The 13,227-nt window shown below is 72.4% G+C and carries 15 protein-coding genes; 8 read left to right on the top strand and 7 right to left on the bottom strand.

Annotation, left to right across the window (positions count from 1 at the left end):
• Positions 1-84 precede the first annotated feature (84 nt).
• The 3 genes from ACFWZ2_RS11090 to ACFWZ2_RS11100 are packed head-to-tail and all read left to right on the top strand — an operon-like array spanning position 85 to position 3,217.
• On the top strand, positions 85-1,188 hold the full coding sequence (locus ACFWZ2_RS11090; protein WP_384544682.1) for an NAD(P)/FAD-dependent oxidoreductase: 1,104 nt from the start codon (positions 85-87) through the stop codon (positions 1,186-1,188).
• A 42-nt stretch (positions 1,189-1,230) separates the two neighbouring features.
• Positions 1,231-2,457, top strand: coding sequence for an FAD-dependent monooxygenase (locus tag ACFWZ2_RS11095; RefSeq protein WP_384544684.1), 1,227 nt, complete (start codon positions 1,231-1,233; stop codon positions 2,455-2,457).
• A 40-nt stretch (positions 2,458-2,497) separates the two neighbouring features.
• Positions 2,498-3,217 carry an alpha-ketoglutarate-dependent dioxygenase AlkB family protein gene (locus tag ACFWZ2_RS11100; protein WP_384544686.1) on the top strand — a complete coding sequence of 240 codons (720 nt, stop codon included), beginning with the start codon at positions 2,498-2,500 and terminating at the stop codon, positions 3,215-3,217.
• On the opposite strand, the gene ACFWZ2_RS11105 is transcribed toward ACFWZ2_RS11100, so the two are convergent.
• Positions 3,188-3,907, bottom strand: coding sequence for a 2OG-Fe(II) oxygenase (locus tag ACFWZ2_RS11105; RefSeq protein ID WP_384544688.1), 720 nt, complete (start codon positions 3,905-3,907; stop codon positions 3,188-3,190). The two genes, ACFWZ2_RS11100 and ACFWZ2_RS11105, sit on opposite strands and share 30 nt — an antisense overlap.
• Positions 3,904-4,401, bottom strand: coding sequence for a methylated-DNA--[protein]-cysteine S-methyltransferase (locus ACFWZ2_RS11110; RefSeq protein ID WP_384544690.1), 498 nt, complete (start codon positions 4,399-4,401; stop codon positions 3,904-3,906). Before ACFWZ2_RS11110 ends, ACFWZ2_RS11105 begins: the two co-directional genes overlap by 4 nt.
• A 175-nt stretch (positions 4,402-4,576) precedes the next feature.
• On the opposite strand from ACFWZ2_RS11110, the gene ACFWZ2_RS11115 reads away from it, so the two are divergent.
• Genes ACFWZ2_RS11115 through ACFWZ2_RS11125 form a run of 3 tightly spaced genes read left to right on the top strand, consistent with a single transcriptional unit; the run spans position 4,577 to position 7,359 of the window.
• On the top strand, positions 4,577-6,598 hold the full coding sequence (locus tag ACFWZ2_RS11115) for an FAD-dependent oxidoreductase (protein ID WP_384544692.1): 2,022 nt from the start codon (positions 4,577-4,579) through the stop codon (positions 6,596-6,598).
• 24 nt (positions 6,599-6,622) lie between these two features.
• Complete coding sequence (locus tag ACFWZ2_RS11120; RefSeq protein ID WP_384544694.1) at positions 6,623-7,156, top strand: PadR family transcriptional regulator; 534 nt, start codon at positions 6,623-6,625, stop codon at positions 7,154-7,156.
• Positions 7,153-7,359: a hypothetical protein gene (locus ACFWZ2_RS11125; protein ID WP_384544696.1), complete on the top strand. Its 207-nt coding sequence runs from the start codon at positions 7,153-7,155 to the stop codon at positions 7,357-7,359. Before ACFWZ2_RS11120 ends, ACFWZ2_RS11125 begins: the two co-directional genes overlap by 4 nt.
• 29 nt (positions 7,360-7,388) lie before the next feature.
• Here ACFWZ2_RS11125 and ACFWZ2_RS11130 read toward each other — a convergent pair whose 3' ends face one another.
• The 4 genes from ACFWZ2_RS11130 to ACFWZ2_RS11145 all read right to left on the bottom strand — a co-directional run bounded on the left by ACFWZ2_RS11130 (position 7,389) and on the right by ACFWZ2_RS11145 (position 10,561).
• Complete coding sequence (locus tag ACFWZ2_RS11130) at positions 7,389-8,492, bottom strand: Gfo/Idh/MocA family protein (RefSeq protein WP_384544698.1); 1,104 nt, start codon at positions 8,490-8,492, stop codon at positions 7,389-7,391.
• Positions 8,489-9,259, bottom strand: a complete 771-nt coding sequence (locus tag ACFWZ2_RS11135; protein WP_384544700.1) for a sugar phosphate isomerase/epimerase family protein — start codon at positions 9,257-9,259, stop codon at positions 8,489-8,491. Before ACFWZ2_RS11135 ends, ACFWZ2_RS11130 begins: the two co-directional genes overlap by 4 nt.
• Before the next feature lie 153 nt (positions 9,260-9,412).
• Positions 9,413-9,910, bottom strand: a complete 498-nt coding sequence (locus tag ACFWZ2_RS11140; protein WP_384544702.1) for a hypothetical protein — start codon at positions 9,908-9,910, stop codon at positions 9,413-9,415.
• Positions 9,911-10,123: 213 nt separating this feature from the next.
• Complete coding sequence (locus tag ACFWZ2_RS11145; protein WP_384544704.1) at positions 10,124-10,561, bottom strand: nuclear transport factor 2 family protein; 438 nt, start codon at positions 10,559-10,561, stop codon at positions 10,124-10,126.
• Positions 10,562-10,647: 86 nt separating this feature from the next.
• On the opposite strand from ACFWZ2_RS11145, the gene ACFWZ2_RS11150 reads away from it, so the two are divergent.
• Positions 10,648-11,220: a PadR family transcriptional regulator gene (locus tag ACFWZ2_RS11150; protein ID WP_384544706.1), complete on the top strand. Its 573-nt coding sequence runs from the start codon at positions 10,648-10,650 to the stop codon at positions 11,218-11,220.
• A gap of 3 nt (positions 11,221-11,223) precedes the next feature.
• Here the strand turns inward: ACFWZ2_RS11150 and ACFWZ2_RS11155 are convergent, their stop codons facing one another.
• Positions 11,224-12,216 (bottom strand): fibronectin type III domain-containing protein, encoded by a 993-nt coding sequence (locus tag ACFWZ2_RS11155; RefSeq protein ID WP_384544708.1) that lies wholly within the window; start codon positions 12,214-12,216, stop codon positions 11,224-11,226.
• Between the two features lie 215 nt (positions 12,217-12,431).
• Here ACFWZ2_RS11155 and ACFWZ2_RS11160 point away from each other — a divergent pair, with 215 nt between their 5' ends.
• Positions 12,432-13,205: a glycoside hydrolase family 75 protein gene (locus tag ACFWZ2_RS11160; protein ID WP_384544710.1), complete on the top strand. Its 774-nt coding sequence runs from the start codon at positions 12,432-12,434 to the stop codon at positions 13,203-13,205.
• The last annotated feature ends 22 nt before the right edge of the window (positions 13,206-13,227 follow it).

Below are 13,227 nucleotides of genomic sequence, written 5' to 3' on the forward strand. Positions count from 1 at the left end.
CGTACTGCATGGGGCGGTGTTGTCGTGCCGCATGAGGCCGCAACCGCAACCCCGCGAACGACCCCGCCGAAAGAGGAGGTATCCATGAAGATTGTCGTGGCAGGCGCCGGGTACGCCGGAACCCTGGCGGCGAACCGACTGGCGAAGAAGGTGCCGGAGGCGGAGATCACCGTCATCAATCCGCGTCCTGAGTTCGTGGAACGGGTGCGACTGCACCAGCAGATCGCCGGAACCGGCGAGGTCACGACCCCTCTCGCGGAGATGCTGCGTGCCGGGGTCCGGTCGCGGCTGGCGACGGTGGGAAAGATCGGCGATGGCAGCGTGGTCCTGGACACCGGTGAGTCCGTGGACTTCGACCACCTCGTCCTGGCCGTGGGGAGCACGGTGTCCCCTCTGCCGGGCACGGTCGCGGTGGGCACGTGGGAGGGCGCGGAGCGCGCCCGTACGGCACTGGCGGATCTTCCTCCGGGCGCCACGGTGACGGTCATCGGTACCGGAGCGACCGGCATCGAGACCGCCGCCGAGGTCGCCGAGGCGCGTCCGGATCTGCGTGTGCGCCTGGTGGGCAGCCGGCTCGCGGCCGCCTTCTCCGACGGCGCTCGTCGTCGGGTCCGCGCCGGCCTTGAGCGACTGAAGGTGTCGGTCCTGGAGGATTCCGTGACGGAAGTGCTGCGCGGAGAGGGGGAGAGGGGCGCCGACAAGATACTGCTGCGGTCGGACCCGGACGGCCCGTTGCACGCGGACCTGACCCTGTGGGCCGTCCTCGGCAGCATTCCCGACCTGGCCGGGCGGAGCGGCCTGGCGGTCGATGACCGGGGCCGCGCCCTCGTGGACCCGTATCTTCGCAGTGTCAGCGATCCGCGGATCTTCGTCGTCGGCGACTGTGCCGCCGTCCCCGGTTCCCGTGCGGCCTGTCAGACGGCGGGCCCGCAGGGGGCCCACGCGGCGGACACGCTGGCCCGGACGATCCGGGGGCGCGAGCCCGAGCCGTACTCCATGGGGTACTTCGGAACGGGACTCTCCCTCGGCCGACGGGACGGTGTGATCCAGCTGTCCCGGCGCGATGACAGTGCGCGGCGGCAGTATCTCGCGGGCCGTTCCGCGGCTGTGCTCAAGGAAGGCGTGACCTTGGGAGCCAAGTACGGCGCTCGTACCGCGACCATCGCCTGGCTGTCCGGACCGAAGTGACCGCCGCATCCATCGCGTTGACGCACAGGAGAGGGAACCGCCATGTCGAATTCGGGCAGGGGAGGCCGGGCGCTGGTGGTCGGGCTCGGGATCGCGGGCATCGCCACGGCGGTGCGGCTGCGGCAGGTCGGCTGGGAGCCGGTCGTGGTCGAACGGGCGCCCACCCGGCGCTCGGGCGGCTACTACATCGCGCTGTTCGGCTCGGGTGTCGCCTCGGCGGGACGCCTGGGCGTGCTGGAGCGGATCGGTGACCGCGGCGGCCCGCGGATAGCCCTGTACGACGTCGACCGGAGCGGCAACCGTCGTCCCAGAGTGAATCTGGGGTCCTTCGACGGAGGCCCCCGCCCGCTGCTGCGCGGCGATGTGGAACAGGGGCTGTTCGCAGCGCTGCCGGAGGATGTGGAGATCCGTTACTCCACCGTGCCCACCCACATCGTCCAGGACGAGTCCGGCGTCCGGGTCTCACTGCGCGACACCGCGGCCGACACCACCGCCGACGAGCGCTTCGACCTGGTGGTCGGCGCCGACGGCATGCGCTCCACGGTGCGCGGACTCGCCTTCGCCCCTCAGCGCTGTCTGTATCCCCTGAACTACATGATCGCCGTCACTCTCCTGGACAGGCCGGTCGACGGATTCGGTCTGTCCGATGGGCTGATCCTGGCCGAGCCGGGGCGTTCGGCGTGGGTCTTTCCCTTCGCCGACCGGGCCCCGAGCCTGCTGTTCTCCTACCGCACCCGTGACATCGACGCCGAGTTCAGCCGTCCCCCTGTCGAGTCCCTCCGTGCCGCGTTCGGCCCCGAGCCCACCGGCCCGCTCCTCGAAGGGCTCCTCGACCGCTACCAGCAGGCCCCGGATGCCCTGTTCGACTCGGTGCAGCAGGTGAAGATGCCCAGCTGGAGCCGCGGCCGGGTCGTCCTGGTCGGCGACGCCGCCTGGTGCATGACCTTGTACTCGGGCATGGGGGTCTCCAGCGGAATCGCCGGCGGGGAACTCCTTGGCACCATGCTCCGGCGTCACCACGGGGACGTGCCCGGCGCGCTGCGGGCCTGGGAGGCGCGGATGAGGCCGTTCATCCACGCCCAGCAGGACAGCGCGCTGGTCACCGGGCGACGGATGTTCACTCCGCAGGACCGCAAAGAGCTGATCGTGCGCGCGGGGATGGGTCGCCTGATGCGTGTGCCCGGCCTCGGCAGGGCGATCTGCAGGAGACTGCTCGACAGCAAGGACATGAGGGCGAAGAACACCGACGTCGCCGCGCCTTGGGTGTAGGCCGTGGGGCCGATCGCCGTCCGGGCGCATGATGGATTCCATGAGCGAACTGTTCCCCCGCGACCGGACGGAGGTCGCTCCGGGAGCCGTGCACGTGCCGGACTGGCTGGACATACGGGAGCAGCGGGCGCTGGTCGAACGCTGCAGGGTGTGGGCGATGCCTCCCGCCGGACTGCGGGAGGTGCGGCTTCCCGGCGGCGGGAGGATGACGGCCCGGCAGGTCGGGCTCGGCTGGCACTGGTTCCCGTACGGGTACGCGCGCAGCGCGGTCGACGGTGACGGGGCGCCGGTGAAGCCGATGCCGTCGTGGCTCGCGGAACTCGGCCGTGCGGCGGTCGGGGCCGCGCGGACGGTCCTGGCGGAGGGCGGGGCGTACGGCGACGAGCATGCGTACGCCTACGACATCGCGCTCATCAACTTCTACGACGGCGACGCCCGCATGGGCATGCACCGGGACAGCGACGAGAAGTCCCGCGCCCCCGTGGTGTCCCTGAGCCTCGGCGACACCTGTGTGTTCCGCTTCGGCAACACCGAGACGCGCACGAAGCCGTACACGGACATCGAGCTGCGCAGCGGGGACCTGGTGGTGTTCGGCGGGCCCTCGCGCCTCGCGTACCACGCGGTGCCGAAGATCCTGCCCGGCACCGCGCCGCCGGACCTCGGGCTCGCCGGGCGGCTGAACATCACGCTGCGCGTCAGCGGGCTCTCCGACGGCGGGCCCGCGTCCGGCTCAGGCGTTGTGGAAGACGAGCCCCAGTGACCTGCGCAGCCCCGAGCGCACCGTGCTCACCCCGTGCCGCACCGGGCCCGCCGACCAGCCGCGGGCCGAGCGGACCGGGCGGTCGCGGGTGGTGAAGACCAGGCCGTGGCCCTGTGCGAGGACCGTGGAGGTGCCCCGGGACTGGGCCCGCGGCCGCTGCTCGACGAGCAGGAACTCGCCGCCCGTGTAGTCCACGCCCTGCTCGTCCAGGCCGATGACGACCTGGAGCGGGAAGACCATGTCCCCGAACAGGTCGCGGTGCAGGGCGTTCCAGTCGCCCTCCTCGTAGCGCAGCAGGATCTGCGAGGGCTTGGTCTGGCCGGCCGCACGGCACTGGTCGAGCCACTCCGCCAGGGCGTCGGGCCAGGGCGCGGGGCGGCCGAGGCGGGCCGCCCAGTCGCGTGCGACGGCCAGCAGGTGCGGGTAGAGCGCGGCCCGCAACTCGGCGACGACGGGCGGGAGTTCCTCGGCGAAGTAGCGGTACTGGCCCGAGCCGAAGCGGTGCCTCGCCATGTCGACCGTGGACCGGAACAGCGTGTCGTCGTCGTACAGTTCCGCGATCGCGCGGCACTGGTCCTGGTCGATGAGCCGGGGCGTGAGCGCGCAGCCGTGCGCGTCGAGTTCGGCGGCGATCGCGGGCCAGTCCGCCGCGTCGACGGCCGCTCCGGCCCGTCGTGCGGTGGTGGTCATGCCGCCTCCAGGTCGAGGAGCCGCTGCTTGCGCTCCAGGCCGCCCGCGTAGCCGGTGAGGGAGCCGTCGGCGCCGATCACGCGGTGACAGGGGCGCACGACGAGCAGCGGGTTGCGGCCGATGGCCGTGCCGAGGGCGCGAACGGCGGCGCGGGAGAGGCCGAGCTGTTCGGCGAGGCGTCCGTAGGTGGTCGTGGTGCCGTAGGGCACGGCGTCGAGGGCGCCCCAGACCTTGCGCTGGAAGTCGGTGCCCGCCCCGGTGACGTACTCGATGTCGAAGTGGGTCAGGCTCCCGGCGAAGTACGCGCGCAGCTGGTCGGCGATCGCGTCGAACGCCTCGTCGTCGCGGAGCCAGCCGTCCTGGACGACGGCCCCGCCCTTCTGTCCTGGCATGGACAGCGAGGCGAGCGCGGTGCCGCCCTTGGCGGTGGCCGATGCCTCGCCCACCAGCAGCAGCTCGCCCAGCGGGCTGTCGATCGTCGTGTAGACGGTCATCGGACTCTCCTCATACGTTCGGTTGCTGGCTCCAGTCTGCGTCTCGCGCGAGGGCGGGGCTGGCGGGATTCGGACATCGCGCTGATGCCGGCGCCGACGCTTTATGCAACTAGTTGCACAATGGCATGCGCGTCGTCTACAACTGTTCTGTGGACATCGCGTACGGAGGGGCCGCATGAGCCGTTACCCGAACCTGCTGAACCCGATCGACCTGGGTTTCACGACCCTGCCCAACCGGGTCCTGATGGGCTCCATGCACGTCGGCCTGGAAGAGGCGCCGAACGGCTTCGAGCGGATGGCGGAGTTCTACGCGACCCGCGCCCGCGGCGGCGTCGGCCTCATCGTCACCGGCGGCATCGCCCCGAACGAGCTGGGCCGTCCCTGGGACGGCGGCGCCAAGCTGACCACGGTGGAAGAGGCCGAGGAGCACAAGGTCATCACCGCCGCCGTGCACGCCGAGGGCGGCAAGATCGCGATGCAGATCCTGCACTTCGGGCGGTACGCCTACCACGACAAGCTCGTCGCGCCCAGCGCGCTCCAGGCGCCGATCAGCCCCTTCGTGCCGCGCGCCCTGGAGGACGACGAGGTCGAGCAGACCGTCGAGGACTTCGTGCGCGCCGCCGAGCTGGCCAAGCTCGCGGGCTACGACGGCGTCGAAGTCATGGGCTCCGAGGGCTACTTGATCAACGAGTTCATCGCGGCCCCGACGAACCGGCGCACCGACCGGTGGGGCGGCTCCTACGAGAACCGGATCCGCTTCCCCGTCGAGATCGTCCGCCGCACCCGCGAGCGGCTCGGCGCGGACTTCATCATCATCTACCGCCTCTCCATGCTCGACCTCGTGCCCGGCGGCTCGACCCTCGACGAGGTCGTCCGGCTCGCCAAGGAGATCGAGGCCGCGGGCGCCACCCTCATCAACACCGGCATCGGCTGGCACGAGGCACGCATCCCCACCATCGCCACATCGGTGCCGCGCGGCGCGTACAGCTTCGTGACGAAGAAGGTCATGGGCGAGGTCTCCGTGCCGCTCGTCGCCGTCAACCGCATCAACACCCCGGAGATCGCCGAGGAGTTGCTCGCCGACGGCGCCGCCGACATGGTGTCGCTGGCCCGCCCGCTCCTCGCCGACCCGGACTTCGTCAACAAGGCGAAGGCCGAGCAGGCCGAGGCCATCAACACCTGCATCGGCTGCAACCAGGCCTGCCTGGACCACACCTTCAACCTGCAGATCACCTCCTGCCTGGTGAACCCGCGCGCCTGCCACGAGACCGAGCTCGTGCTCTCGCCGACCCGTACCAAGAAGAGCGTCGCCGTCGTCGGGGCGGGCCCCGCCGGACTCGCCTTCGCCGTCTCGGCCGCCGAGCGCGGCCACGACGTCACGCTCTTCGACGCCGCCGCCGAGATCGGCGGGCAGCTCAACGTCGCCCGCAAGGTCCCCGGCAAGGAGGAGTTCGACGAGACCCTGCGCTACTTCCGCACCCAGCTCGAACTGCGCGGCGTGGACGTCCGGTTGAACACCGTCGTCACCGCCGACGAGCTCGCCGAAGCGGCGTACGACGACGTGGTCGTCGCCACCGGAGTCACCCCGCGCATCCCGGAGATCCCCGGCATCGACCACCCCAGCGTCGTGGGCTACCTCGACGTACTCCGCGACGAGGCGCCCGTCGGCGAGCGGGTCGCGATCCTCGGCGCGGGCGGCATCGGCTTCGACGTCGCCGAGTTCCTGACCGACGGCGGCGAGAAGGCCAGCCTCGACCCGGCCACGTACTTCCGGCAGTGGGGCGTCGACATGGAGTTCCGCGACCGCGGCGGCCTGACGAAGCCCGAACGGCCCGCGCCGCCGCGCAGCGTGCACCTCCTGCAGCGCAAGACGTCCAAGGTCGGCCAGGGCCTCGGCAAGACGACGGGCTGGATCCACCGCACCGAACTGCGCCACCGCGGCGTCACGATGGTCGCGGGCGCCAGCTACGACCTGATCGACGACGCGGGCCTGCACGTCACCGTCGACGGGCAGTCCTCCGTCATCCCCGTCGACACCGTCGTGCTCTGCACCGGCCAGGAACCGCGCCGCGGCCTGTACGAGGAGCTGCTCGCCGCGGGCCGCAGCGTGCACCTCATCGGCGGCGCGGACGTGGCGGCCGAGCTGGACGCCAAGCGCGCCATCAAGCAGGGCACGGAGCTTGCCGCCGCCCTGTGAGGCGCCGTCCCTAGGATGGCCCCCATGTCACTCCCGCACGCGATCCTGACCGCCCTCCTCGAAAAGCCGTCGTCGGGGCTCGAACTGACCCGCAGGTTCGACAAGTCGATCGGCTACTTCTGGTCGGCCACGCACCAGCAGATCTATCGGGAGCTGGGCAGACTGGAGCGCGAAGGGGCCATCCGCGCCCTGCCACGGCAGGGCGCGGCCCGCGGGCAGAAGAAGGAGTACGAGGTGCTGCCCGCGGGCCGCGCCGAACTGGCCCGCTGGACCGCGGCGAGCCAGGACCCCAAGCCGCTGCGCGACACACTGCTGCTGCGCCTGCGCGCCGCCGCGGTCGTCGGCACGGAGGGCATCGAGCCCGATCTGCACCGCCATCTCGACCTGCACAGGCGGCAGTTGGCCGAGTACGAGGAGATCGAGCGGCGGGACTTCCCGCCCGGCAAGGACGCCGTCGAGGACCGCCTGCGGCACGTGGTGCTGCGGGCGGGCATCGACCTGGAGACGTTCTGGACGCAGTGGCTGGAGCGGACGATCGCGGAGCTGGAGGCGCCGTGACCCATGGCTGCGACGCCTGCGCCAACGGCGACGACGGCACCGGCAGTGACGTGGTCGAGCGGGCCGATCGGGCGACGCGGGCCGGCTGGGCGGCGATCGCCGCGATCACCGGGGTGCTCGGCTGCGCGCTGATCGCCGTGGCGGTCGCCACCCTGGTCGGCATACTCGCCTGCTTCGGCATCGTGGTGGCCATGGACCCCTGAGCGCTCCGCGGAACAGTTCGGGGCGTCCGCTAGCCGAGTGTCGCCTCCCGCGGGTCCCAGCCGTCGGGCAGCGGTTCCGGCGGCACGAGCCGCGTGGTGAGCGGGGTGAACTCGGCGCGGTCCGCGGAGCGCGTGATCGCCGTCATGGTCTGCAGGACGTGCAGCGCGAGCGCGCCGGACGCCCGGTGGGCGGTGCCGCCGCGCAGTGCCCGCGCCATGTCGACCACGCCGAGGCCGCGCCCGTCGAGGCGTCCCCGCACGGGCAGTTCGCGCCAGTCGTCGGCGCCGTTGGGCAGCAGCTTCAGCGGGCCGCCGAAGGTGTTCGGGTCGGGTACGGCGAGCGTGCCCTCGGTCCCGGCGATCTCGAAGCCGATGCGGGGGAGCGCCGAGTCGAAGCTGAACGTCGTGTTGGCCCGCACCCCCGAGGCGAACTCGACGAGCGAGGACACATGCGTCGGCACGTCCACGGGGAACACCTGTCCCGCCTTCGGCCCCGACCCGACGGAGCGTTCCCGGCGTGCGCGGGCCGAGACCGCCGCCACCTGCGAGACGCCGCCGAACAGGGCGACGAGCGAGGTCAGATAGTAGGGGCCGAGGTCGAACAGCGGGCCCGCGCCCGGCTGGTAGAGGAACGCGGGGTCGGGATGCCAGGCCTCGGGCCCCAGGCTCTGCGTCACGGTCGTCGCCGTCATGGGCGTGCCGATGTGCCCGGCCGCCACGGCCCGCAGCGCCGACTGCAGGCCCGCGCCGAGGAACGTGTCCGGCGCGTTGCCCATGCGCAGGCCCCGCTCCGCCGCCTCCGCGAGCAGCTTCTCGGCCTCGGCGGGGGCGAGGGTGATCGGCTTCTCGCCGTAGACGTGCTTGCCCGCGCGCAGGGCGTCCCGGGCGACCTGGGCGTGGGCCGCGGGCACGGTGAGGTTGACGACCAGCTCGACGTCGGGGAGTGCGAGGACCGTCGCGGGGCTGCCCCACACCGGGACGCCGTGGGTGCGGGCCGCGGCCTCGGCGCGCGCCTCGTCGAGGTCGGCGACGGCCAGGACCCGGATGTCGGGGAAGCCGCCGAGGGTGCGCAGATACTCGGCGCTGATGACGCCCGCGCCGATGACGGCCGTGCCGACCGGGCCCGAACTCACGCCGCCTCCAAGGAGGTTATATAGGTGAGGCTCGCGGCGAGTTCGTCGAAGAGGCCGTCGGTGCCGCCCGCGCACGCGTCGAACTCGACGACCCGCCGGGCACCGGGCGCCGCGGCGAGGATCTCGGGGACCGGCATGGTGCCGCCGCCGACGGCCACGTTCGGGTCGTCCTTCGTGCCGGGACCGTCCTTGAGGTGCAGCGCGACGACACGGTCGCCGAGGCGGTGCAGGAGCCCGGGCACCCCGGCGCCGCCGACGGCCGCCCAGTAGGTGTCGACCTCCAGGCACACGGCGGGGTCGAGGAGTTCGGCGAGGACCTCGATGGCGTGCCTCGCGGGCTCCCCCTCCCGCGCGCCGAAGCGGGGCTCGATCTCCCACCAGTGGTTGTGGTAGCCGATCCGGACGCCGTGCCGACGGGCCGGTGCCACCAGGGAGTTGAGGCGGTCGGCGGCCCGCGCGAGGCCGTCGCGCGTGGTGAAGTCCTCGTGCGGGAGCCCGGCGGGGACGATCGCCAGATCGGTGCCGAGCGTGGTGACCGCGTCGAGGGCGGGCCCCGGATCCGGGTCGAGCAGCTGCCCGGCATGGGCGCCGGACACGGTGAGGCCGAGGTCGTCGAGGATCAGGCGGTGACCCTTGGGATCGGAGACCACGTCGTACGTCTCGACCGCGCCGTAGCCGAGCCCCGCGAGTCGGCGCACGGTGCCCGCCCAGTCGACGGCGAGCTGATCGCGCACGGTGTAGAGCTGAACGCTGAGCGGTCGTGGCATGGGCGCGCCCTCCCTGTCGGCTGGGAGGACGGTAAGGCGGTTCACCGGGGCGGGCAAGGGTGCGGCAGGGACCCGGACATGCGACGGCCGCCCACCCGGAGCGAAGACGGGTGGGCGGCCGCCGGTGGTGCCGTGGTCGCCGTGGACCTCGGATCAGGCCCGGTGCTGGGCGCCCCGGCGCCGCAGGTACCAGACACCGCCCGTCGCCGCCGCGGCCACCAGGGCCCCGCCGGTGACGAGCGTGAGCGTGCCCCGGTCCTCGGAACCGCCCCCGAGTCCTCCGCGCACGCCGCGCGAGGGCGCGGTGGTCGAGGAGGCCGTCGGCGTGCTGCCGACGGTGACGGTCTGAGGTCCGGCGTTCGAGCCGTCCGCGCAGCTGACGAGCACGGTGTAGGTACCGGCGCCGACGTTCTGCCAGGACCCGCTGCCATTGCTGAGCTGCACCTGTTGGCCCCCGGCGAAGCTGGCGTTGGTGCCGCTCATCAGGGAGGCCGTGCCACCGGTGCAGGCCGCCGTGGTGACCTGCACGGTCGATCCGGTGGCGGTCACGGTGATGCCGCCGCCCGCGAACGCGGGAGCGGCCAGTGTCAGCGGCAGTGCGGCGGCGACGACGGTCAGGCCGGAGCGGACGAATATCTGGGTGGTACGCATGAGTCTGCCCTCCGGTGGCACGGGAGGCGGTACAACCCATGCGCCGCCGAGGGTCGGGAAACGGCCCGTGCTACCTGACGAAGAGCCAACGTGCCGCGGGCGCGGACCGCATGCGGACGGCATCCGGGCAGGTGACGAAATCCTTCGTACGGCGGAGAGCTGACCGGCCGTCACGGCTCGCCCGGACGATCGGGGGCGGGGCAGGGGCCGCCCTCAGCCCGCCTCGGGGGCGGGGGCCAGGCCGTCGGCGACGAGTCCCGCGTACACGGCCCGGCCGAGCGTCTGCACCGCGGACTGCGGGCGCACCATCACGGTGAACTCCTTGATCAGGCCCTGCTCGTCGAAGTGGAGCAGATCGATGCCGTGGATCTCCTTGCCGTCCACGGTCGCGCGGAAGAGCAGCACGGCCGACTCCGCCTCGCTGCCGTCGGCGCTCGTGCGCGAATCGCCGGTGAACGACCCGACGTACCGGAAGTCCTCGAAGGTCCGCAGGAGCACCCCGAAGAGGCCGAGCACCATCGGCCTGCCCTCGAAGGGGGTGAACTTCACCGGGCTGTAGAAGCGGACGTCCGGGGTGAACAGCTCCTCCAGCGCGTCCGGGTCGCCCTTCTCGACGACGGCGCGGAAGCGTGCGGCGGTGGGGTGCGTCATGGGTCCTCCATAGTCATCAATCTGAGTAGTCAGATCGATGACTATGATGGGGGTGCGAGGCGACATAAGGGAAGGGGAACCGGGCGATGGCTCTGCGACATGCGGTGCTCGCCGCGCTGCTCGACGGCGAGTACAGCGGCTACCAGCTGGCCAAGGGATTCGACATCGGCGTGGCCAACTTCTGGCACGCGCTTCCGCAGCAGCTCTACGCGGAGCTGGCCAAGCTGGAGGCGGACGGCCTCGTCGCCGGGCGGGAGGTCGTCCAGGAGGGGCGCCCGAACAAGCGCCTCTTCCGCGTGACGGAGGACGGGCTCGCCGAGATGGAGCGGTTCGCCGCCCGCGCCGCGAAGCCGTCGTTCATCCGCGACGACCTCCTGGTGAAGGTGCAGGCCGTGGACGGCGTCGCCGCCGCGCCGGTGATCGAGCAGCTCCAGGAGCGGGCCGCGGTCGCCGACGCGAAGATCGAGGTCCTGGAGAAGCTGCTGCTGCGGCTGCGCGGCGGCGCGGACGAGGAGGACTTCCTGCGCACCGGCGAGCGCGTCGGCCCCTATCTGACCTGTCTGCGCGGTGTGGCCTTCGAGCGGGAGACCCGCGACTGGTGCCGGCGCGCGGCGGACCTGCTGGGGGAGCGGGCGGCCGCCGCGCGCGGGCGGGGCTGAGCCTCAGGGGCGGCCCGTGCTGACCGTCCGCTCGGGGGTGTAGCCGCCCCACGTCCCGTCGGGGAGCTTGGGGCGGATCCGTATCCGATGCCGCTCCCCGGACTTCTTGCCGATGTAGAAGCTGTGCTCGGCCTTGCCGCGCGGCGCCGTGCCGCCGAAGACGAGCGAGGTGGCGGTGCGGCCGTCCAGCTGGATCTGATACTCCGTCACCGCGCCGCCCGTGTCCGGCGGTGTCCAGGACAGGTCGATGTAGTACGCCCCGTCGGAGCGGTGCGTCGTCGCGCGGAAGCGGGTGGGGGCCGTCTCCGCGCTCCCGGTGTCCTTGCCCGCCGCGGTGGTGAGGCGGACCTTCTCGCTCGCGGGCGAGAAGTTGTCGGCCGCGTCGCGCGCCTTCACCGTGAAGGTGTACGTCGTGTTCGGGCGCAGGCCGGTGACCAGCGTCGCCGTCTGCGCTCCGCCGACACTGTGGATCTTCGAGGTGCCCTGGTAGATCTCGTACGAGGCCACCTTCCTGTTGTCCGACGACTTCTCCCACGACAGCGAGGCCGTCCGGCTCCCCGCGGCCTTGCCCTTGAGCCGTGCGGGCCGCGACGGCGCCGTGCGGTCGGCGGCGGCCGCCGCGGGCGTGGTGACGGAGAGGCGTCTGCTGTCCTCGCTGACGTTGCCCTCGGCGTCGCGTGCGCGGACGGTGAAGGTGTACGTGGTGGCGGGCGTCAGGCCGACGATGTCCACCATGTGCTGCCCGCCCGGCACTTGCTTGACCTTCTTGGCGTTCCGGTACACCTCGTAGCCGGTCACCCCGGTGTCGTCGGCGGCCTGGTTCCACATGACGTGGGCGGTGGTGGCGCTGCCCGCCTGCACGGTGAGTCCCCGCGGGGCCGCGGGAGGCCGGGTGTCCCCGGCTTCGTCGCCGCTCCACGCGCAGCCGCCGAGCGCGGCGGCGGTCAGCGCGGTCAGCAGGGTCAGGGGGGTGGCCAGGTGCGGGGTCCGTCGCACGGTGCTGCCTTCCACTCGACGGCTTGGTCCGGACCTATTTGACACAGGTGACGGGGGCACATCAAGAGGCGGGATGTGCCGGGCGTCGGGCCGTGCCGGATTGTGCGGGCGTGCGCCGTCCGGGCCCCGAACGGTGGACGGCGCATACGACGGGGCCCAGATTGGGATATCTGGCCTACAAGCCGTCATATGTCCCCTACGAAGGGTTCCTTCTCGTGCGTACCAGAACGGCGGCCCTGGCCGCCGCTGCCGGAGCCGCCCTGCTGGCCCCCGCCTCGTACCCCGCCGCGGCACATCAGTCGCCGGACGAACCGGTCGTCAAGTCCCCTGACGGCCAGGTGAGTTCGGCGCCCACGAGCAGGGGGTACGGGGGAGCCCCGGCGGTTCCCGCAGCGGCCAGGGAAGGGTCCGTGCGGGCCGCGGACCTGCTCGCGAGGACCGGCTCCTGCCGGCAGATCTCCCACGGCAGGTTCCGCACGGACGACGGCGCCCGCGCGACCGTCCCGGTGTGCGCGAAGCGGGGCGCGGTCTTCTGGAAGGCCGACATGGACATCGACTGCGACGGCCGGCCGACCAAGGCCTGCAACCGGCGCACCGACCCGCTGTTCTTCCACGCCACGGCCTTCCAGCAGTCCGACGGCCGCCAGCTCGACGCGGCACGCCTGCCCTACGTCGTCGTGCCGGGCCCCAGTCGCCGCTGGAAGCACGCCGCCCACGGCATCACGGGCGGCACCGTCGCCGCCGTGATCCACCGCGGCAAGGTCCAGTACGCCGTCGTCGGCGACACCGGGCCCACCGACCTCATCGGCGAGGCGTCGTACGCGACCGCCAAGGCGCTCGGCATCCGGCCCGACCCGAAGCGGGGCGGCGCGGACTCCGGCGTCACGTACATCCTCTTCAAGGGCCCCAAGGCGAAGCCGATCGAGAGCCACCGGGCCGCGGTCGCCCGGGGGGACGCGCTGGCGCAGCGGTTCGTGCGGCAGAACTGAGCGTCCTCGGGGGTACGGGGCG

This window comes from Streptomyces sp. NPDC059002 (assembly GCF_042740435.1).
GTDB lineage: Bacteria > Actinomycetota > Actinomycetes > Streptomycetales > Streptomycetaceae > Streptomyces.

What these genes read in the sequence shown, in the direction of transcription:
- ACFWZ2_RS11110 (WP_384544690.1), bottom strand. Translation starts at nt 4,401, where the DNA reads ATGACCGTCTACACGACGATCGACAGCCCGCTGGGCGAGCTGCTGCTG.
- ACFWZ2_RS11135 (WP_384544700.1), bottom strand. Translation starts at nt 9,259, where the DNA reads ATGCCACGACCGCTCAGCGTTCAGCTCTACACCGTGCGCGATCAGCTC.
- ACFWZ2_RS11115 (WP_384544692.1), top strand. Translation starts at nt 4,577, where the DNA reads ATGAGCCGTTACCCGAACCTGCTGAACCCGATCGACCTGGGTTTCACG.
- ACFWZ2_RS11145 (WP_384544704.1), bottom strand. Translation starts at nt 10,561, where the DNA reads ATGACGCACCCCACCGCCGCACGCTTCCGCGCCGTCGTCGAGAAGGGC.
- ACFWZ2_RS11140 (WP_384544702.1), bottom strand. Translation starts at nt 9,910, where the DNA reads ATGCGTACCACCCAGATATTCGTCCGCTCCGGCCTGACCGTCGTCGCC.
- ACFWZ2_RS11120 (WP_384544694.1), top strand. Translation starts at nt 6,623, where the DNA reads ATGTCACTCCCGCACGCGATCCTGACCGCCCTCCTCGAAAAGCCGTCG.
- ACFWZ2_RS11105 (WP_384544688.1), bottom strand. Translation starts at nt 3,907, where the DNA reads ATGACCACCACCGCACGACGGGCCGGAGCGGCCGTCGACGCGGCGGAC.
- ACFWZ2_RS11095 (WP_384544684.1), top strand. Translation starts at nt 1,231, where the DNA reads ATGTCGAATTCGGGCAGGGGAGGCCGGGCGCTGGTGGTCGGGCTCGGG.
- ACFWZ2_RS11100 (WP_384544686.1), top strand. Translation starts at nt 2,498, where the DNA reads ATGAGCGAACTGTTCCCCCGCGACCGGACGGAGGTCGCTCCGGGAGCC.
- ACFWZ2_RS11090 (WP_384544682.1), top strand. Translation starts at nt 85, where the DNA reads ATGAAGATTGTCGTGGCAGGCGCCGGGTACGCCGGAACCCTGGCGGCG.
- ACFWZ2_RS11150 (WP_384544706.1), top strand. Translation starts at nt 10,648, where the DNA reads ATGGCTCTGCGACATGCGGTGCTCGCCGCGCTGCTCGACGGCGAGTAC.